This window comes from Streptosporangium sp. NPDC087985, from assembly GCF_044741965.1.
In the GTDB taxonomy this organism is placed as follows: domain Bacteria; phylum Actinomycetota; class Actinomycetes; order Streptosporangiales; family Streptosporangiaceae; genus Streptosporangium.
The window spans coordinates 360,313-378,656 of the sequence record NZ_JBIUTQ010000002.1 but is presented as its reverse complement, the minus strand read 5'-3'; the positions used below and the strand labels follow the sequence as shown (position 1 = coordinate 378,656).

Sequence of the window (18,344 nt, the reverse complement as noted above, 5' to 3'; positions counted from 1 at the left end):
GACGGCCCCCTCCCTCGCTAGCGCTCGTCATGACGACGGCGCCAGCGCTCTTCCATCCGCTCCATGAAGCTCTGCCGGGAGCCGCCGCGGCGCCCGGTCTTGCCCGGCTGTCCGGGCGGTGAGGCCGCGGCCTCACCGAACCCGTTCATCCGCTTCCAGCTGGACAGGCCCCACAGACACGCGGCGAGCATGGCCATGAAACCGCCGACGCCGAGCGGGATGCCGAGCGGGATGTTGTTGATCACGACACCGACCATCAACAGGACGATGCCGAGGATGAAACCGACGGAGGCCTTCACCAGGCGGCGCTTGTAGTGGCTGCGAGGATCGCTGATCCTTACGGTGTTGGCCCACTTCGGGTCCTCAGCGTAGAGGGCCTGCTCGATCTGGTCGAGCAGGCGCTGCTCGTGATCAGAGAGCGGCACGGCGCCTCCCAAGGACAGCCCCAGGACGGGGAAGACGGTGACGAACGACACGGGGTGTCCGAACCTCGCGGTCGGTTATCCCCAGAATACGAGGCTGTAGACGTAGACGAAAGAAAACGTCCAACGTAGTCCAAACCGGAGGCGGCGTCATGGGTCTATTTCACCAAATGGTGGGCGAACAAGCGACGCCGGGAGCACCACATCACGACCGAATCTCCGGGCCGCCCTGTCCATCGCCTGTTCGGCCTCACGCCAGCCCGACTCCCGCTCTCCCAGGCCGAGCTGCCTGGGCGTCTCACCGGCCGGCTGCAGGCTCTCCACCCGCACCCCGACCAGGCGGAGCCGGGCTTCCCCCAGGTCGGCGGCAGCATAGAGATCACAGGCGGTCGCGTAGAGCACCCGGGCGACGTCCGTGGGCTCTCTGAGCGTTCGGGAGCGGGAGATGGTGCTGAAGTCGGCTCGGCGGAGTTTCACGCTGACCGTGCGGCCTACGTGACCGCCCTCCCTGAGCCGGGAGGCGACCCGTTCGGAGAGGCGGAGCAGCTCTCTGCGGATCCTCACGGGGTCGTCCACGTCTGTGGCGAACGTCTCTTCGGCTCCGATGCTCTTGTCGGGCACGTGCGGGGTGACCGGGCGCTCGTCGCGCCCCCAGGCGAGTGCGGCCAGATGCGCGCCGGCGGCCTGGCCGAGATGGTGCTGCAGGGTGGCGACCGGGACGGCGGCCAGGTCGCCGACGGTCCTGACGCCCAGCCGCGCCAGAGACCGCTCCGTACGCTCCCCTACGCCCCACAGTGCCCCTACCGGGAGGGGGTGAAGGAAATCCACCACCCTGTCCACCGGCACGACCAGAAGGCCGTCTGGCTTGCAGTGCTGCGATGCGAGCTTCGCGATGAATTTACTGTTCGCCACCCCGACGGAGCAGGTGATCCCGTGCTCACGCACGACCTGCTCGCGGATCATCGCGGCGATGGCAGCCGGTGGACCGAGTCGCTTGCGCGCCCCGCCGACGTCGAGGAACGCCTCGTCGGAGGCGATCGGCTCCACCTCGGGGGTGAACGTGTGGAAGATCTCCATCACCCCCCGGGACACCTCGGCGTACTTCCCCCGGCTCGGAGGGATGATCACCGCCTGGGGGCACAGCCGGCGAGCCCGGGTCATCGGCATGGCCGAGTGCACCCCGAACCTCCGGGCCTCGTAGGTGGCGCTGAGCACCACACCCCGCGCGCCGTCCGCGCCGATGATGACCGGCGCTCCCCTGAGATCCGGGCGCTCACGCAGCTCGACGCTGGCGTAGAACGCGTCCATGTCGACGTGGAGGATCGGGCAGCCGGTGTCGTCGGCGCCCAGCTCGGACTTCGGGCGCGGCATCTGCTGCTTCCTCGACACGACACCATCCTACGGGAACACGTGTTCGACGCATGCCTCACCTGTGGCCGAGGACGTGCAACTGGGTGGCGATGTCCCGGAGCACGGGGTGAACGGCCGCCGCCTGCTCCAGGGCCAGCAGGGCACGCGCGGCCCCCGGCTCACCGTCGAGCAACCGGCTGGGCACCAGGTCGGCGAAGATCCGCACACCGTGGACCTCCCCGGGGGTGAAACCGGTCACGGCGAGAAGCTGCGCCAGGGCCTCCCGGGTGAAGCGCCGGGGGGTGGGATCACGGTCGCCCCAGCGGCCCTCGGGGTCATCCAGCACCTGGCGGGCCTCGTCGAACCGGCCGGCGATCGAGCGGTGCAGCGCGGCGGCGAGTGGATTGGCCGCCAGCACGCTGATCGCGCCGCCCCCGCGCAGCAGGGTGGCCATGGCCGTCAGCGCGCTGACCGGGTCCTCCACGTACTCCAGCACGCTGTGGCAGAGCACCAGATCCGCACTGTCGGCGGGGAGTAGCTCCCCCAGGTCGGCGGCGTCGCCCTGCAGCGCGCGCACGCCCACCCCCGCCTCCGCGGCACGGCGCTCCAACGCGGCCAGCGAGTCAGGGCTGGGGTCGACGACCGTGACGGCATGCCCGAGCTCGGCCAGCGGGACGGCGAAGCCGCCCGTGCCGCCTCCGGCGTCGACGATGTCGAGTCGATCCCGCCCGGTGGCGGACACCCGATCGGCCAGAACTGCCCGCAGGACGTCCCAGACCACGGCGGTGCGGACCGCCGAGGTGCCTGCCTGCCGCGAGATGCCTACGGCGTGCAACTTCAGATCGCCTCCTATTTCGGGTGACGAGCCCACCCTACGCCGGACAGTCCCCGGCACCGTCCAAGGACGATCCATACTCGTGCTTGATCGAGTCTTTTTCCGGCAGGGTGAGAACCCTGGGGGATAAAAGAATTAAGACCAGACAAGAGCAGACATCACCGCGGGAGACCGGCGCTCGCCCCCCGCGGGACGCGCTACAACGTCAGGGATGGCTTGAGCTGCTTGAAGCGGGCCATCAGACCGTTGACGAACTGCGGCGACTCGTCGGTCGACAGTTCGGAGGCCAGGCCGACCCACTCGCTGATGACGACGCCCTCGGGGACGTCGGGCATCCACAGCAGCTCGTAGGTGCCACCACGCAGCAGGTTACGGTCGACCGCCGGCATACGGTCGAGCGTCCAGCCCTCGGCGTAGGTGGTGATCAGCTCGTCGATGCGCGCCCGGTGCCGGCACACACCCTCGACGATCGTCGCGGTGTACTCGTTGACGGGCGGCTCGGCCCGCTCCAGTCGCTCGGCCAGGACGCTCAGCGGATCCTGGCTCCGCGCCTCGGCCTCGAACAGGATGTCCAGCGCGCGCCTGCGCGCCTTACCCCGTGCCGACATCAGGCCCGGCCGAGGTAATCGCCGGTGCGGGTGTCGACCTTGACCTTCTCACCGGTCGTGATGAACAGCGGCACCTTGATCTCGGCGCCGGTCTCCAGCTTGGCGGGCTTGGTCCCACCGGTGGAGCGGTCGCCCTGGAGGCCGGGCTCGGTCTCGGCGATGATCAGCTCGACGGCCGCGGGCAGGTCGACGTAGAGCACGTTGCCCTCGTTGATCGCCACAGTGGCGAGCGTGTTCTCCAGCAGGTAGTTGGCGGCGTCGCCGACAGCGCCCCGGGAGACGTTGAGCATGTCGTAGGTCTCGGTGTCCATGAAGACGAAGTCGTCGCCGTCCATGTAGGAGAACTGCATCTCGCGCTTGTCGACGTTAGCCACCTCGACCTTGACGCCGGCGTTGAAGGTCTTGTCGACGACCTTGCCCGAGATGACGTTCTTCAGCTTGGTGCGGACGAACGCACCACCCTTGCCGGGCTTGACGTGCTGGAACTCCACAACCGACCAGAGCTCACCGCCGTCGAGCTTGAGCACCAGGCCGTTCTTGAGGTCGTTCGTCGTCGCCACTAGTTTCTCCTGCGTACGGCCGCTCTTAAAGGACAAGCAGCTCTTTGGTCGTCCGTGTGAGAAGTTCCGGTCCGTCATCACGCGTCACAAGCGTGTCTTCGATGCGGACGCCGCCCCTGCCCGGTAGGTAAACTCCTGGCTCAACGGTGACCGGAACTCGATCCTCAAGTCTAGCGTGCTCGTGGTCGGGCTCTGGCGTCGCCGGAGACAGGAACGGCACCTCATGGATCTCCAGTCCGACGCCGTGGCCGAGACCGTGCCCGAAGTAGTCCCCATAGCCCGCCTCCGCGATGAGGTCGCGGGCGGCGGCGTCCACCTCGTGGGTGACGGCGCCGGGCCGTACGGCATGCCGGCCGGCCCGCTGGGCGGCGTGGACCAGGTCGTACAGCTCACGCTGCCACCCGGCGGGCTCACCGATCGCCACCGTCCGGGTCATGTCGGCGTGGTAGCCCTCATACAGCGCACCGAAGTCCATCGTGACCAGGTCACCGCGCTCCAGCGGCCGGTCCGAGGGCGAGTGGTGCGGGATCGAGCCGTTGGGGCCGCTCGCCACGATCGACTCGAAGGCGGGCTTCTCCGCACCCAGCTTGATCATCCGGGCCTCCAGCGCCCTGGCGATCTCCCTCTCGGTCACCCCGGACCGCAGTGTGGGCAGCACGTCGGCGAAGGCCTGGTCGGTGAGCGCGCACGCGGTGCGGATGAGGTCGATCTCGGTCTCGTCCTTGATCCGGCGCACCGACTCCACCATCCCGGACAGACGCAGCAGGTCCTCTCCCAGCCGGAAGTAGTCGGCGACGGGCATGTGATGAGCCTCGATGGCGATCCGGTCAGCCATCGTGATCAGGCACCCGGCGACGTCGCGTTCCTCGATCACCTCGATGTCGGAGCAGGCCCGCCGGGCGGTCTCGGCGTAGCGGGAGTCGGTGGCCAGCGTGGCACGGGCGTCGGCCCGGACGAGCACGGCTGCGTTGGAGCTGGCCAGGCCGGTCAGATAGCGCACGTTGACACCGCGGGTGACCAGGATCGCGTCGGCCTCGTGAGCGGGGAGCAGCGCCGCGAGACGTTCACGGCGACGAGCGTGGGTGTCGGTCATGACTCGCATGCTATTGACCGCCGCTCCCCGCCGTTCCCCAAGGGCCCCGCCGGAGCGGGATCCTCTTGATCCGGATGTCAGGAAGCGAGCTCCCTGACCTTCTCGATGAGCCGGACGCGTTCCTCGTGGGTACGGCCGAGCGGGGCGACGTTGACCGTCGTGACGCCCGACTCCCTCATCGCCTGGAGGCGGTCGCGGACGTGGCCCTCGGAGCCGATCAGCGACATCTTCTCCAGCAGCTCGTGCGGGACGAGCGCGGCGGCCTCGTCCTTCCTGCCCTCCAGATAGAGGTCCTGGATCTGCTCGGCCTCCCTCTCGTAGCCGTAACGGCGGGCGAGGTCGTTGTAGAAGTTCTTGCCCTTGGCCCCCATGCCGCCGATGTAGAGGGCGGCCATCGGGCGGCCCAGCTCCAGCCAGCCGGACACGTCGTCACCGATGGCCAGCGCCGCCTGGGCGATGATGTCCAGCTCGCCCAGGGCCGGGTCGCGCCTGGCTCTGCCCGCGGCCAGTGAGGCTCCCCAGACGTCGGCGGCCTTCTCCGGTATGTAGAAGATCGGCTCCCAGCCTTCGGCCAGTTCCGCGGAGAGCTCGACGTTCTTGGGGCCGATGGCGGCGATCACGATGGGGATGCGGTCGCGGACGGGATGATTAATGATCTTCAGGGGCTTGCCCAGGCCGGTGCCCTGACCGGCGGGGAGCGGGACCGTGTAGTGCTTGCCCTCGTAGGTCAGGCGCTCGCGCTTCCAGACCCGGCGGCAGATCTCGACGATCTCGCGGGTGCGGCCCAGCGGAGCGGTGTACGGCACGCCGTGGAAGCCCTCGATGACCTGCGGTCCCGAGGCGCCGAGGCCGAGGGTGAAGCGGCCGTCGGAGACGTAGTCCATGCCCGCGGCGGTCATGGCCAGCAGGGTGGGCGTCCGGGAGTAGATCGGCAGGATGCCGGAGGCGATCTGCAGGCGCTCGGTCTTGGCCGCGATGTAGCCCATCTGGCTGACCGCGTCGAAACTGTAGGCCTCCGCGACGAAGACGATGTCGAGACCGGCCTTCTCGTAGTCGGCCAGCGCGGCCACCGTCTGCTTGAAGCCCTCCGAGTAGTCCAGGGCCATACCGATACGCATCCTGAGACCGTCCTTCCACGCACCCACGAAACCGAATGATGTTCCGTTTTCTCCGGGGCAAAAGGCTATCGACTCACCGCCGAACCACCAACCCCCGCACCCCCGGAGCGGGGCCGGTAGCGTACACATTCCCAGGCGGAGGAGGCCCCCGTGGGCCAGGCGGACGAGGAGCGGCGTGCTGAGACGGTCGATCATCGCGGCGGCCGGGGCGCTGGCCCTGGTCCTCGGCGGACACCGGCTCCTGCCGGAGCTGGGCGGTCTCACCCCCGTACTGGAGAGCGTGCTCCCCTGGCTCGGCGTCGCCGTGCCCGTGCTGCTGGTCGCCGCGCTGCTCACCCGCTCCTGGCGGGTGAGCGTCGCCGCGCTGCTCCCGGCGGCCGTCTGGGGGGTCATGTTCGGTCCCGTGCTGCTGCACAGCCCACCGGGCGGCCCGAGCGACCTGTCGGTCGCCACACTCAACGTGGGAGTGACCAACGCCGCCTCCGGGCAGGCCGTACGGGCCCTCTCGAAGGGCCGGGACCTGGTCGCCGCACAGGAGCTGACCGGCGGCGGCCCGGCGGCGAAGGAGCTCAGCAAGCGGTTCCCGCACCACTACCAGGTCTCCACGATCGGCCTGTGGAGCCGGTTCCCGATCGTCGACGCCCGCAAGGCGGACATCGGCCTGGACTGGGTGCGGGCACTGAGGGTCGTGGTCAGGACCCCCAAGGGGAAGCTGACCGTCTACGTCATGCACCTGGCCTCGGCCCGCCCCGGCAGGACGGCCCAGCGCGACGAGACCCTCCTCCACGCCCGCCGGCTCATCGACGGTGACGACAGCGAGCACCTGCTCCTGCTCGGCGATCTCAACACCGCCACCACCGACCGCAAGCGCTCGAACCTGGTCCCTCCGCTGTCGGACGCCCAGCAGGAGGCGGGCTCCGGCTTCGGCTTCACCTGGCCGTCGTCCTTCCCGGTCACCCGCCCCGACCACATCCTCTACCGCGGCCTCACCGCCACCAGCGCCGGTGTGGAGAAGGCCGCCGGCAGCGACCACCGCGCCGCCGTCGCCACGCTCCGCTTCGAAGAGAGCTGACTCACCACGCCTGCGGCGTGGGGTCCGTCGCGCGTAGGGCGGACAGGTCCGCCGGGGTGTCGATGTCGGCGGGGTCACCGGCATCGTCGCAGGGAACCGTGACGACCAGTTCCGGATGGGCTTGGAGGAACGGCCTGGCGCCGACGTCGCCGGTCGCGAGCGCGGCGACCTCCTCGAAGTGCTCCCTGGCGATCAGCACCGGGTTCCTCCGCGCTCCGCCGTAGGTGGCGACGGCCACCGAGGCACCGTCCCGCGCGGCACCGATCAGCCGCTCCACCGCCTCCGGGCCGATGAACGGCTGGTCCACCAGGGCGATCACCACGCGCTCCACGTCGCCGGGGAGCGCGTTCAGGCCGACGCGCAGCGAGGATCCCATCCCGGACCGCCACTCCGGGTTCCGTACGGCCACCGCCCCGCGCACCTGCGCGGTGGCGGCCCCGAGCACGACGACCACGGGGTGGCAGCCGCCGTCACGGAGCAGCCGGACCCCACGGTCCACCAGCCGTTCCCCGCGGAACTCCACCAGCGCCTTCGGCGTGCCGAGCCGCGAGCCCGATCCGGCCGCCAGCAGCAGCCCCGCGGTCACCGCCCGTATGGAGGCCTCCACCCGTGTGATCACGCCTCTGTCCCGTCTCGGTGGATCCGGCCGGTGCCGTCGGTGAGGGGCCGCCCCGAACCACCCCAGCGGAGCTGGATCAGCTCGGCGGCGATGGAGACCGCGGTCTCCTCCGGAGTCCGCGCGCCCAGGTCCAGCCCGATCGGAGAGCGGAGCCGTTTCAGTTCGGCCTCGCCCAGCCCCGCCTCACGCAACCGCGCCAGCCGGTCCTCGTGGGTACGGCGCGAGCCCATCGCGCCGACGTACCCCGCGGGGGTGCGCAGGGCCACCTCCAGCAGCGGGACGTCGAACCGGGGATCGTGGGTGAGGACGCAGATCGCGGTCCGCTCGTCCACGGTGGTCGAGATCAGGTAGTCGTGCGGCCATTTGACGATCACCTCGTCGGCCTCCGGGAAGCGCTTGGCCGTGGTGAAGACCGGGCGGGCATCGCACACGACCACGTGGTAGCCGAGGAACTTGCCGATCCTGGCCACCGCGGCGGCGAAGTCGATCGCGCCGAAGACCAGCATCCGGGGTGGCGGGGCGAAGGAGTGCACGAAGATCGACAGCTCGTCGAGCCGTCGCTCGCCGTGTGAGCCGTATCGCCGGACCCCGGTGAGTCCCTGTGCGAGCATGCCGCGCACGTCGTCGTCGACCGCCTCGTCCAGGCGGGCGACGCCCAGCGAGCCGGAGGAACGGTCCGGCCAGACCACCCTGCGGGCGCCGATCGTGCCTGGCCCGGACAGCACGGTCGCCACGGCCACCGGCTCGCGCCCGCGCACCGATTCGGCGACCGCCCCCAGCTCGGGGAACATCTCGCGCGAGACCGGCTCGACGAACACGTCCAGGATGCCGCCGCAGGTCAGACCGGCCGAGAAGGCGTCGTCGTCGCTCACGCCGTACCGCTGGAGGACGGGGGTTCCGGAGGCGACCACCTCCCGGGCCAGTTCGTAGACCGCTCCCTCCACGCAGCCGCCCGAGACGCTGCCCTCCGCCTCCTCTCCGAACACGGCCATGGACGCGCCCGGCGGGCGGGGCGCGCTGCGGAAGGTGTTGACCACGGTGGCCAGTCCGAACGTCTGCCCGGACTCCCACCACCGCACGATCTGCGACAACACGTCACGCATGCGTCCCTCCCAGCAGTCCGGCCAGTTCCTCGAAGGCGGCCAGGCTGTGTCCGGCCACGAAGTCGTCGATGTGGGGCAGGGCGGCGCGCATCCCGGCGGTGAGCGGCTGGTAGCCCTCCCGTCCCTTGTGGGGGTTCACCCAGATCACCCGGTGCGCCATCCGGGACAGCCGGGCCATCTCCGTGCCGAGCAGCGAGACGTCGCCGCGTTCCCAGCCGTCCGAGGCGATCACCACCACCGCACCCCGGGCGTCGTTCAGCGACAGGAACCTCCGGAGTTCCTCACCCAGCCGGGTGCCGCCGCTCCAGTCGGGGATGGCGCGTGAGACGGCGTCCATCGCGGTGGCCGGGTCGCGGTGGCGCAGCTCGGCGGTGAGCCTGGTGAGCCGGGTGCCCGCGCTGAACACCTCGGTGGCCCGGGGCTCGCACCTGACGAGTGCGTGGGCCAGGCGGAGCAGTGTGTCGGCGTAGGGGGTCATGGAGCCGCTGACGTCCACCAGCAGCACCACTCTGCGGGGCCTGGTGCGGTGCGCGCGGTAGCGGAGCAGTGCGGTCTCCCCTCCGCGCCGCAGTGTCTCGCGGATCGTGGCCCTGCTGTCCAGCCGTCCCCGGTGCGACGGCCGCAGCCGCCGCGACCTGCGCTGCTCGCGCCCCGCCCGGAACAGGGCGAGCAGCCGGTGCACCTCCGCCAGTTCCGTCCCGGTCATCTTGGCCACGTCCCGGTTGCGCAGCACCTCCGCCGCGCTGGCACCGGCCACCGGGGCGGGACCGTCGTCGCCGCCGGGGGCGGAGAGGATGGTGGCGGTGTGCCGGGTGACGGTGACCGTGGCCGGTTCCCTACGGCCCGCGCGTAGCCCGCCGAAGTAGGCGTGGAAGACCCGGTCGTAGCGGGGCAGGTCGTCGGCCGAGGCGCACAGGGTGAACCGGCCCGCCCAGTAGACGTCGCGGGGCCTGGCCGCGTCCAGGTGCGCCAGCGCGCGCAGCAGGCCCTGGGTCCTCTCGTGGTCGGCGGGGACCCCGGCCGCGCGTAGCGTCCTGGCGAACCCGGTCATGACGGCGACCAGCTCCTGCGCCGCCCCCGCTCCGGGTGGACCGCCCCTCCACCGGTCACGGTCCTCGGACGGCCGGTCGTGGTCGCCTCCGGACGGGTCGGGCCACTCAGCCACGGAGATCACCGAAGAACCCGTTTCCGAGCACGGCCTCGTGGTCCTCGCGGTGCTTGAGCAGGGCGCCCAGCGTCGCCGCGGCCAGACCGGGGTCCAGCTCGCGGGCGCCGAGGGTCAGCAGGGCCTCGGTCCAGTCGATGGTCTCGGCCACGCCGGGCGGCTTGACCAGTCCGGCCTCGCGGAGCCGTCCGGCCGCCTTGGCGACCTGCTCGGCGAGGGTCTCGGAGCAGGCGGGCAGGCGCCGCAGCAGGATCGCCACCTCCCGGTCGAAGGAGGGATGTTCCAGCCAGTGGTAGAGGCATCGCCGTTTCAGCGCGTCGTGCACCTCACGGGTGCGGTTGGAGGTCAGCACGACCACCGGCGGCCGCTCGGCCCGGACCGTGCCGAGCTCGGGGATGGAGATCGCGAAATCCGAGAGCACCTCCAGCAGGATGGCCTCGAACTCCACGTCGGCCCGGTCGATCTCGTCGATCAGCAGCACACTGGGCTGGGTCTCGACCGCCCTGAGCAGCGGCCGGGCGATCAGGAACCGCCGGTCGTAGACCTCCACCTCCAGCCGGGCGGCGTCGGTGACCCCACCGGCCTCGGCCGCCTTGAGATGCAGGAGCTGGCGGGCGAAGTCCCAGTCGTAGAGCACCTGGGGGCCGTCCAGGCCCTCGTAGCACTGCAGCCGGATCAGCGGCGCGTCCAGCACCACCGCCAGGGCCCTGGCCAGCTCGGTCTTGCCGACCCCCGCCTCGCCTTCGAGCAGCAGTGGCCGGCCCATCCGCAGGGCCAGAAACGCCGCCGTGGCCAGCCCCTCGTCGGCGAGATAGGCCTGCCGGTCGAGCAGCTCCGCCAGCTCTTCGGGCGATCCCATGTCCGGTGCCTCGATTGTCCGCCTCACCACCACCTCAGGCTACGCCCGGACGGCCGCTCCGGGAGGGGCCGACGGCGAAAGGGATCAGACGGCGGAAGACCCGGCTGTGGACGGGCGTATCCTCACCGTTTGTGAGAAACCTGGTCAGGCAGATCAACACCCCCTCGCGAGCCGTGGTCGCCGCCTTCCTGGCGGTGGTCCTCAGCGGCTCGGCGTTGTTGTCGCTGCCCATCGCGGTCGAGACGGGCCAAGAGGCGTCATGGACATCGGCCCTGTTCACCGCGACCTCGGCGGTGTGCGTCACCGGACTCGCCGTACATGACACGGCGGCGCACTGGACCTCCTTCGGCGAGGCGGTGATCCTGGTGCTGATGCAGATCGGCGGCTTCGGGATCATGACGCTCGCCTCGATCCTCGCGGTGCTCGTCTCCGGCAGGCTCGGCCTGCGCGCCCGCCTCAACACCCAGACCGAGACCAAGACCCTCGGCGCGAGCGATGTGCGCAGGCTGGTCACGGGCGTCGTCAAGGTCACGCTGGTGGTGGAGTCGCTGGCCGCCGCGGTGCTCACCGCCCGCTTCGTCTTCGGATACGGCGAGCCACCCGGCCGCGCCCTGTACCACGGGGTCTTCCACGCGGTCTCCGCGTTCACCAACGCCGGGTTCACCCTCTGGCCGGACAGCATCACGCGGTTCGTCACCGACCCGTGGATCTGCCTGCCGCTCGCGCTGTCGGTGATCGCCGGAGGTCTCGGCTTCCCGGTCTACGCCGCGCTCCGGCGGCACTGGCGCCACCCGGGACGCTGGTCGCTACACGCCAAGATCACTATGGGGATGACCGCCATCCTGCTGCTCGGCGGGACCCTGATCGTCACCGCCATCGAGTGGAACAACCCCGCCACCATAGGCCCGCTCTCCCCCGGGCAGCGCATCCTGGCCGGGTTCTTCCACAGCACCATGACCCGCAGCGGTGGCATGAACTCCGTCGACACCTCCCAGATGAGCGAGAACAGCTGGCTGATCAGCGACGTGCTGATGTTCATCGGCGCGGGCAGCGCGGGCACCGGAGGCGGCATCAAGGTGACGACGTTCGCGCTGCTCGCCTACGTCATCCTGGCCGAGCTGCGCGGCGAGCCGGACGTCACGGCCGGCCGCCGCCGCATCCCCGAGCAGCTCCAGCGGCAGGCACAGACCATAGCCCTGCTCAGTGTGGCCTCGGTCACCGTCGGCACATTCATCATCATGATGCTGACCCCGTTCAGGCTCGACCGCGTACTATTCGAGGTAATCTCCGCGTTTGGCACGGTCGGCCTGTCCACGGGCATCACCTCCGATGTCGGCACCCCCGGGCATCTGGTCCTGACGGCCCTGATGCTCATCGGCCGGCTCGGCCCGGTGACCCTCGGCGCCGCGCTGGCGCTGCACGTCCAGACCCGTCGGTTCCGCTATCCGGAGGAGCGTCCCCTCGTTGGTTGACAAGAAAAGCCGCGGCAACGCGGTCGTGGTGATCGGCCTGGGCCGGTTCGGCGGCGCGCTGGCGCTGGAGCTGGCGAGTCGCGACATCGAAGTGCTCGGCCTGGACAGCGACCCCAAGACCGTCCAGGAGTTCTCGGGCCGGCTCACCCATGTGGTCTGCGCCAGCTCCACCGACGCCGACGCGCTCAGGCAGCTGAGCGTCAGCGAGTTCGGCCGGGCCGTGGTCGGCATCGGCACCGACATCGAGGCGAGCATCCTGACCACCTCGATCCTGGCCGACCTCGGCGTGCCCGACATCTGGGCCAAGTCGATCAACCGCCAGCACAGCCGGATCCTGGAGCGGGTGGGCGCCCACCACGTGGTACAGCCCGAGCACGACATGGGCGAGCGGGTCGCGCACCTGGTCACCGGCCGGATGCTCGACTACGTGGAGGTCGACGAGGACTACGCCCTGGTCAAGACCAAGGCCCCCCGCTGGGCGGACGACAGGACGCTGGGTGAGCTGGGCATCCGCAAGAAGTACGGGGTGACCGTGGTCGGGATCAAGCAGCCCGGCGGCAGGTTCACCTACGCCACCTCCGACACCGTCATCAACGGTGGTGACACCCTGCTCGTCGCGGGTGACACCGACAAGGCCGAGCGGTTCGCCGAGGAGACCTGAGGCCGCAGGGGCCTAGGGGGTCTCCTCGGCCTCGCCGCGCTCCCGGATGAGTGCGGCGAACTCGCGCACCTGCCGCACGGTGCGGTCCTTCTCCGACCCCTGCAGCCCCATGGCTCCGATCGTCGCCCCGTCCGCGAAGTCGATCTTCGCCCAGGGCTCGCTCTGGATCAGCGTGACCCCCAGCACCTCCGGCCACTCGTAGCGGTGCACCCGCAACGCGTTGACCACGGTGACGCCCCGCTCGTCCGCCTCCACCCGGCAGCGTCCCAGCAGATGCAGCACTCCGGCGATCATCCCGCCGAGCACGACCATGGCGACCTTGTCGGCCACAGTGAACGGCGGCGGCAGGAAGACCGCCAGCAGCAGCGCCCCCAGCATGATCGCCGCAGCGAAGCCATACGCCACGATCCGGCCCTTCCTGGGCCGCCACACCACTGGCAGCTCGGGCGGGGAGACGCTCTCGGGGCTCACTTGAAAATCACAATCCTTCGGGAAAACCGCCGGTCACAACCGGTGTGACCGTCGACACAGGGCCGATTGAAATTTACCGCACCGCCCCGTCGGCCCCGACCCCGTCCCGGCTAACGCCGGAGATCCTTCAGCAGCAGGGCGGTCTCCAGGGCCGCCACGGTCGCCTCGTAGCCCTTGTCCTCGTGGCTGCCCGGCAGCCCGGAACGGTCGACGGCCTGGTCGAGGGAGTCGCAGGTCAGTACACCGTTGCCGACCGGGGTCTCCTCGTCGAGGGAGACCCGGGTCAGGCCCGAGGTCACCGAGTCGCAGACGTAGTCGAAGTGGGCGGTCTCCCCACGGATCACGGCTCCCAGGGCGACGACCGCGTCGCACCGCCTGGCCAGGGCCTGGACCACGACCGGGATCTCCAGGGTCCCGGCCACGCGGACCACGGTCGCGGTGGCGCCGCTGTCCTGGCTGGCCTGTACGGCACGGGCCACCAGCTGGTCGGTGATCTTCTCATGCCAGCGGGCGGCCACGATGCCGACGGTCAGTCCCCCGGCCTCGACGGCCGACGCCTCCGGGCGTCCGGTGCCGCTCATGCGCGCCCCTCCCCCAGCGTGCCGGAGTACGCTTCCCGGCCACCGTCCCGCTCGATCATGCCTTCTCCTCGTGGATGTCGTGGCCGAGGCGCTCGCGCTTGGCCGTCAGGTACTTCTCGTTGTAGGGGTTCATCGCCACCGGCATCGGCTCGCGGCCGAGCACCTTGATGCCGTAGCCGTCCATGCCGCGCATCTTGGCCGGGTTGTTGGTGAGCAGCCGGACCGACTTCACGCCCAGGTCTGCGAGGATCTGCGCGGCGTTGGAGAACTCCCGGGCGTCCACCGGCAGCCCGAGTTCCAGGTTCGCGTCCACGGTGTCCCTGCCGTCGTCCTGCAGGCTGTACGCCTTGAGCTTGGCCAGCAGGCCGATGCCGCGTCCCTCGTGCCCGCGCAGGTAGACGACCACGCCCCGGCCCGCGGCGGCGATCTCCGACATCGCGTGGTCGAGCTGGACCCCGCAGTCGCACCGGAGCGACCCGAGCACGTCACCGGTCAGGCACTCGGAGTGCGCCCGGACCAGGAGATCCTCCCCGTCCTCGATGTCGCCGTAGACCAGCGCGAGGTGCTCTCCACCGTCCAGCGCGCTCGCGTAACCGTAGGCGCGCCACATCCCGTACCTGTTGGGCAGGAGGGTCTCTGCGACCCGGGTCACCATCCGCTCGCTGCGCCGCCTGAACTCCACGAGCTGCTCGATCGAGACCAGCGCCAGGTCGTGCTCGTCGCAGAACTCGCGCAGCTCCGGCAGCCTCTTCATGGTCCCGTCGTCGTTGACGACCTCGGCGAGCGCGCCCGCGGGCCTCAGCCCGGCGAGCCTGGCCAGGTCCACGGCCGCCTCGGTGTGGCCGCGCCGGGCCAGCACGCCGCCCTCGCGGTAACGGAGCGGGAAGACGTGGCCGGGCCGTACCAGCTCGAACGGCTCGGTGGCCGAGTCACACAGGGTGCGGATGGTCCTGGCCCGGTCCGCCGCCGAGATGCCGGTGGTCACCCCGTCCCGAGCGTCCACGCTGATCGTGTAGGCGGTGCGGAGCCGTTCCTTGTTGTCGTGGACCATCAGCGGCAGGCCGAGCCGGTCGAGGTCCTCTCCGCGCATCGACACGCAGATCACGCCACTGGTGTGGCGGATGGTGAACGCCAGCAGCTCCGGCGTGGCCTTCGCCGCGGCGAAGATGATGTCACCCTCGTTCTCGCGGTTCTCGTCGTCGACGACCACGACGGGCCTGCCGTCGCGGATGTCGGCGATCGCCCTCTCGATCGGGTCCAGTTCGATCACGTCGCCTCCTTGAGGACGAGTACGGTCCTCGACCGGTACTCCTGCAGCCAGTTGAAGAATCCGACCAGGACGAGCACGGAGAACACCCCGTACACCGCCCCGGAGACGACCAGTCCCGAGCTGAAGGCCAGCGGCACGCCGACCAGGTCCACGGCGATCCAGATCAGCCAGAAGTCGACCAGCGCCCGGCCCTGGGCCCAGGTGGCGACCGCGCTGCCGACGAAGATGTAGGCGTCGGCGGCGACCAGGAGGTAGCCCTCGGGCAGCGGGGCGTGCGCGCCCCAGGAGAGCCCGGTGACGAAGAAGATCACACCGATCACGGCCGTGCCCGCGAGCATGACCCCGACCAGCCCGAGCCGCTCGCGGGCCGTCGCGGGCCGGACGGCCAGCTCCCGGCCGTCCTGGGTGCCGCGTGTCCAGCGCCACCAGCCGTAGACGGCCAGCGTGCCGAACATGAGCTGCTTGAGCGCGTTGCCGGTGATGTGCGCGTTGACCGAGGCGACGAGCAGCAGCACCGAGGCGGTGAGCTGCACCGGCCAGGTCCAGATCGACTTGCGGATGGCCAGCAGCACGGTGGCCAGGGCCGCCACGTTCCCGACCAGGTCGGTCCAGAGGACCCTGGTCCCGAGGACCTCGAATCCCGCCTCAGCCCAGTTCACGGCCCACACCCAGACCGTACGCGCCCACGAGCTTCTCCACGTGCTTGGCGATCACGTCGACCTCGAGGTTCACCGGATCCCCCGGCTGCTTCACCCCGAGGGTGGTGAGCCGCAGGGTGGTCGGGATCAGGCTGACGGCGAAGCCGTCGCCGTCCACGCCGGCCACGGTCAGGCTGATGCCGTCCACCGCGATGGAACCCTTCTCGACCACGTAGCGGTTGAGCTCGGGCGGGAGGGAGAACCGGACGATCTCCCAGTGCTCGTCGGGCTCGCGGGACAGCAGCACACCGGTCCCGTCCACGTGGCCCTGCACGATGTGGCCGCCCAGCCGCTGGTCGGCGCGGACCGCGCGCTCCAGGTTGACCTGGGAGCCGGGCACCAGCGCCCCGAGGCAGCTGCGGTCCAGGGTCTCCTTCATCACATCGGCGGTGAACACCTCACCGTCCACCTCCACCACGGTCAGGCAGACGCCGTTGACGGCGATCGAGTCGCCGTGCCCGGCGTCAGCCGTGACGACCTTGCCGCGGATCGACATGCGGGCCGCGTCCCTCAGTTGCTCGATCGCGGCGATCTCGCCCAGTTCCTCGACGATTCCGGTGAACATTCACAGCTCCTTCAGTGGTACCGGCCAGGCGGTCAGACGCGGGTCCGGTCCGGTGGGGGTGACATCCTCGGACTCCGGGCGGGGGTCCTCGCCGCCGGGGGCGCCCTCCTCGGGCGGGCGGCGGACGGTGGGGCGGTGCCCGGTGCGGTCACGGGGTTCGGGGGTGACGCAGGCGGTGCCACCTCTGGCACGTTCCCGGGCGGCGCGCGACGCGACCACCTCGGCGTGCGTGCCATCGGCGCAGGCGTGGAACCCCTCTCCCCCGGGCTGGCCGGAGGCGTCGAGGACGGCACGTCCGACGACGGGGTTGGGGTTGATGGTGCCGCGTCCGTGCGCGGCGAACTCGATCGCCCGGCGCAGGTGCGCCTGATCAGTCACCCGGGTCTCCTACTCGCCAGTAGCTTTCTGCCACGGCGGGCCCCGGGGATTACAGGTGTGTACACCCTTCTCAGCGGAGAATGCCCGAAGACACTCCCCGCTCGCGCGCTGCCTCCCATCCGGACTTTAACCGTCGGTCCCGGAATTTCACCGGGTCAACCGGTCGATGGATTCGACCGGGTCGCGGACTGTAACCGCCGGTTCGGACTTTCACCGACCCCGGAGCACGCTGCATGCCTGACGGGTCGCTCACCCTTCTGGCTCGCTTCCCGATTATCAGTGTGCCATGCCCGGCAACATGGGGAACACCCCGTCTTGAGTACTGGGAACGCCCGCTCGGGCCCGGCGGCGTCAGGGGACGCCCGGCGCTATGCGGCCTGTTCCGCCGTCACCCGCCGCGCCCTGCGGGCATCCGGGCTGTATCTGACCGGGGCGGGCACCAGGCCGATCCCGGTCTGCAGGGCCTTCAGCGTGACCGTCGCCCACAGGTCTCCGAGCGGCGTCGCGGGCAGGCCATACAGCCTGCGGGCCCAGCGCGGCAGGGTCGCGAAAGCCAGCACGGTGAGCATCGGGATGACCGGCTTGAACGGGAGCAGGTACGGCGGGAGCGACGCGTTGAGGGACTGGCTGAGGGACTGGCGCATCGGGTGAGGTACCTCGGGGGCGAGGTAGAGATCGGGACGACGCTCCTGGATGTAGTCGCGCATCTCGCCGACCGAACCGGGCACGTCGCCCGGGCGCAGGCCGACGATCTCGGCGGCGCGCCGCCACTCGTACACGAACCGGTCGGCCTCCTCGTCGGTCAGGCGCACCCCCGCCCGCCGGGCCACCGACAGATAGGAGTCGACCTCGCCGACATGGACCCACAGGAGAGCGCCGGGATCGTCGAGACGGAAACGCTCACCGGTGTCGGGGTCGAACGCGGTGAGGCGGGAGTGGATCTTCCTGACCCGGGCACCGGCGGCGGCGACCTCCGCGCTCGTGCCGTAGGTGCGCACGCGGACGAACTCGGTGGTGCGCAGGAAACGTGACCACGCCTCGGCCGGGTCCATGAGTGAGGAATTCTGCGCGACACCGCGCATCGCCCGGGGATACAGCCCCTGCATGAGCATCGCCCGGAACCCCCCGACCAGCAGGATCGGCTCCCCCATCACCCGCCAGGTCACGGAAGCCGGCCCGAACAGACCGTGGTCCATGCGTCACCTCCCTCGCACGCGCCCGAACCACCCCGCCAGGCGCACGCCACCCGTCTCGAGGTCTTGACATGAGCGGCGTTATCCGGGCACACCTTCACGGCTGTGTCATAAGCATGTCACAGATCCATGAATATCAACTTCCTGGGTATTTAATTATCCTACTCGCCCCCGGAGAGGGTCAACGGAATTACAACGACAACCCGATCGGCATTGCACAACAAAAAAGAATGAATGGCCGGACCATTGAT

At 70.2% G+C, this 18,344-nt stretch carries 21 protein-coding genes and 1 riboswitch; of the genes, 3 read left to right on the top strand and 18 right to left on the bottom strand.

Annotated features, from left to right (window positions below):
* Positions 1-17: 17 nt before the first annotated feature.
* The 7 genes from ACIN94_RS06950 to ACIN94_RS06920 all read right to left on the bottom strand — a co-directional run bounded on the left by ACIN94_RS06950 (position 18) and on the right by ACIN94_RS06920 (position 5,986).
* Positions 18-425 carry a DUF3040 domain-containing protein gene (locus ACIN94_RS06950; RefSeq protein WP_400701665.1) on the bottom strand — a complete coding sequence of 136 codons (408 nt, stop codon included), beginning with the start codon at positions 423-425 and terminating at the stop codon, positions 18-20.
* Between the two features lie 147 nt (positions 426-572).
* A complete protein-coding gene (gene dinB / locus ACIN94_RS06945) occupies positions 573-1,793 on the bottom strand; it encodes a DNA polymerase IV (protein ID WP_400701662.1) in 1,221 nt (406 codons plus the stop codon).
* A 55-nt stretch (positions 1,794-1,848) separates the two neighbouring features.
* On the bottom strand, positions 1,849-2,607 hold the full coding sequence (locus tag ACIN94_RS06940) for a class I SAM-dependent methyltransferase (protein ID WP_400700634.1): 759 nt from the start codon (positions 2,605-2,607) through the stop codon (positions 1,849-1,851).
* Between the two features lie 197 nt (positions 2,608-2,804).
* Positions 2,805-3,215 (bottom strand): transcription antitermination factor NusB, encoded by a 411-nt coding sequence (gene nusB, locus ACIN94_RS06935; RefSeq protein WP_031160114.1) that lies wholly within the window; start codon positions 3,213-3,215, stop codon positions 2,805-2,807.
* Positions 3,215-3,775 (bottom strand): elongation factor P, encoded by a 561-nt coding sequence (gene efp, locus ACIN94_RS06930; protein ID WP_400700631.1) that lies wholly within the window; start codon positions 3,773-3,775, stop codon positions 3,215-3,217. The genes nusB and efp overlap by 1 nt, the downstream gene beginning before the upstream one ends.
* Positions 3,776-3,800: 25 nt before the next feature.
* The gene (locus ACIN94_RS06925) at positions 3,801-4,868 is read right to left on the bottom strand and encodes a M24 family metallopeptidase (protein ID WP_400700629.1); all 1,068 of its coding nucleotides are present in this window, start codon (positions 4,866-4,868) and stop codon (positions 3,801-3,803) included.
* A 77-nt stretch (positions 4,869-4,945) separates the two neighbouring features.
* Positions 4,946-5,986, bottom strand: coding sequence for an LLM class F420-dependent oxidoreductase (locus ACIN94_RS06920; protein ID WP_400700627.1), 1,041 nt, complete (start codon positions 5,984-5,986; stop codon positions 4,946-4,948).
* Between the two features lie 175 nt (positions 5,987-6,161).
* Between ACIN94_RS06920 and ACIN94_RS06915 the strand changes: the two genes are divergently transcribed.
* On the top strand, positions 6,162-7,058 hold the full coding sequence (locus tag ACIN94_RS06915) for an endonuclease/exonuclease/phosphatase family protein (protein ID WP_400700625.1): 897 nt from the start codon (positions 6,162-6,164) through the stop codon (positions 7,056-7,058).
* 1 nt (position 7,059) lies between these two features.
* On the opposite strand, the gene ACIN94_RS06910 is transcribed toward ACIN94_RS06915, so the two are convergent.
* The 4 genes from ACIN94_RS06910 to ACIN94_RS06895 are packed head-to-tail and all read right to left on the bottom strand — an operon-like array spanning position 7,060 to position 10,804.
* Complete coding sequence (locus tag ACIN94_RS06910) at positions 7,060-7,677, bottom strand: NTP transferase domain-containing protein (protein WP_400700623.1); 618 nt, start codon at positions 7,675-7,677, stop codon at positions 7,060-7,062.
* Entirely contained in the window at positions 7,674-8,780 is a 1,107-nt protein-coding gene (locus tag ACIN94_RS06905) for an XdhC family protein (RefSeq protein ID WP_400700621.1), read from the bottom strand. The genes ACIN94_RS06910 and ACIN94_RS06905 overlap by 4 nt, the downstream gene beginning before the upstream one ends.
* On the bottom strand, positions 8,773-9,945 hold the full coding sequence (locus ACIN94_RS06900) for a VWA domain-containing protein (RefSeq protein ID WP_400700619.1): 1,173 nt from the start codon (positions 9,943-9,945) through the stop codon (positions 8,773-8,775). The genes ACIN94_RS06905 and ACIN94_RS06900 overlap by 8 nt, the downstream gene beginning before the upstream one ends.
* On the bottom strand, positions 9,938-10,804 hold the full coding sequence (locus tag ACIN94_RS06895; RefSeq protein ID WP_400701659.1) for an AAA family ATPase: 867 nt from the start codon (positions 10,802-10,804) through the stop codon (positions 9,938-9,940). Before ACIN94_RS06895 ends, ACIN94_RS06900 begins: the two co-directional genes overlap by 8 nt.
* 131 nt (positions 10,805-10,935) lie before the next feature.
* Here ACIN94_RS06895 and ACIN94_RS06890 point away from each other — a divergent pair, with 131 nt between their 5' ends.
* Complete coding sequence (locus ACIN94_RS06890; protein ID WP_400700617.1) at positions 10,936-12,276, top strand: TrkH family potassium uptake protein; 1,341 nt, start codon at positions 10,936-10,938, stop codon at positions 12,274-12,276.
* Positions 12,269-12,937, top strand: coding sequence for a potassium channel family protein (locus ACIN94_RS06885; RefSeq protein ID WP_400700615.1), 669 nt, complete (start codon positions 12,269-12,271; stop codon positions 12,935-12,937). Before ACIN94_RS06890 ends, ACIN94_RS06885 begins: the two co-directional genes overlap by 8 nt.
* Before the next feature lie 12 nt (positions 12,938-12,949).
* Here the strand turns inward: ACIN94_RS06885 and ACIN94_RS06880 are convergent, their stop codons facing one another.
* The 7 genes from ACIN94_RS06880 to ACIN94_RS06850 form a co-directional block, all read right to left on the bottom strand.
* Complete coding sequence (locus ACIN94_RS06880) at positions 12,950-13,408, bottom strand: PH domain-containing protein (protein ID WP_400700613.1); 459 nt, start codon at positions 13,406-13,408, stop codon at positions 12,950-12,952.
* A gap of 110 nt (positions 13,409-13,518) precedes the next feature.
* Positions 13,519-13,989, bottom strand: coding sequence for a 6,7-dimethyl-8-ribityllumazine synthase (ribH, locus tag ACIN94_RS06875; protein ID WP_400700611.1), 471 nt, complete (start codon positions 13,987-13,989; stop codon positions 13,519-13,521).
* 55 nt (positions 13,990-14,044) lie between these two features.
* Entirely contained in the window at positions 14,045-15,259 is a 1,215-nt protein-coding gene (locus ACIN94_RS06870) for a bifunctional 3,4-dihydroxy-2-butanone-4-phosphate synthase/GTP cyclohydrolase II (protein ID WP_400700609.1), read from the bottom strand.
* Positions 15,256-15,918: a nicotinamide riboside transporter PnuC gene (locus ACIN94_RS06865; RefSeq protein ID WP_400700607.1), complete on the bottom strand. Its 663-nt coding sequence runs from the start codon at positions 15,916-15,918 to the stop codon at positions 15,256-15,258. Before ACIN94_RS06865 ends, ACIN94_RS06870 begins: the two co-directional genes overlap by 4 nt.
* Positions 15,905-16,522: a riboflavin synthase gene (locus ACIN94_RS06860; protein WP_400700605.1), complete on the bottom strand. Its 618-nt coding sequence runs from the start codon at positions 16,520-16,522 to the stop codon at positions 15,905-15,907. The genes ACIN94_RS06865 and ACIN94_RS06860 overlap by 14 nt, the downstream gene beginning before the upstream one ends.
* The gene (locus ACIN94_RS06855; RefSeq protein ID WP_400700603.1) at positions 16,523-16,900 is read right to left on the bottom strand and encodes a hypothetical protein; all 378 of its coding nucleotides are present in this window, start codon (positions 16,898-16,900) and stop codon (positions 16,523-16,525) included.
* Between the two features lie 101 nt (positions 16,901-17,001).
* A riboswitch (FMN riboswitch) is annotated at positions 17,002-17,132 on the bottom strand.
* 136 nt (positions 17,133-17,268) lie between these two features.
* Positions 17,269-18,096 carry an oxygenase MpaB family protein gene (locus ACIN94_RS06850; RefSeq protein WP_400700601.1) on the bottom strand — a complete coding sequence of 276 codons (828 nt, stop codon included), beginning with the start codon at positions 18,094-18,096 and terminating at the stop codon, positions 17,269-17,271.
* Positions 18,097-18,344 lie beyond the last annotated feature (248 nt).

Excerpts from the sequence above, each read along its gene's own strand:
- dinB (WP_400701662.1), bottom strand. The coding sequence starts at position 1,793 with ATGCCGCGCCCGAAGTCCGAGCTGGGCGCCGACGACACCGGCTGCCCG.
- nusB (WP_031160114.1), bottom strand. The coding sequence starts at position 3,215 with ATGTCGGCACGGGGTAAGGCGCGCAGGCGCGCGCTGGACATCCTGTTC.
- ACIN94_RS06925 (WP_400700629.1), bottom strand. The coding sequence starts at position 4,868 with ATGACCGACACCCACGCTCGTCGCCGTGAACGTCTCGCGGCGCTGCTC.
- ACIN94_RS06920 (WP_400700627.1), bottom strand. The coding sequence starts at position 5,986 with ATGCGTATCGGTATGGCCCTGGACTACTCGGAGGGCTTCAAGCAGACG.
- ACIN94_RS06905 (WP_400700621.1), bottom strand. The coding sequence starts at position 8,780 with ATGCGTGACGTGTTGTCGCAGATCGTGCGGTGGTGGGAGTCCGGGCAG.
- ACIN94_RS06895 (WP_400701659.1), bottom strand. The coding sequence starts at position 10,804 with ATGGGATCGCCCGAAGAGCTGGCGGAGCTGCTCGACCGGCAGGCCTAT.
- ribH (WP_400700611.1), bottom strand. The coding sequence starts at position 13,989 with ATGAGCGGCACCGGACGCCCGGAGGCGTCGGCCGTCGAGGCCGGGGGA.
- ACIN94_RS06860 (WP_400700605.1), bottom strand. The coding sequence starts at position 16,522 with ATGTTCACCGGAATCGTCGAGGAACTGGGCGAGATCGCCGCGATCGAG.
- ACIN94_RS06850 (WP_400700601.1), bottom strand. The coding sequence starts at position 18,096 with ATGGACCACGGTCTGTTCGGGCCGGCTTCCGTGACCTGGCGGGTGATG.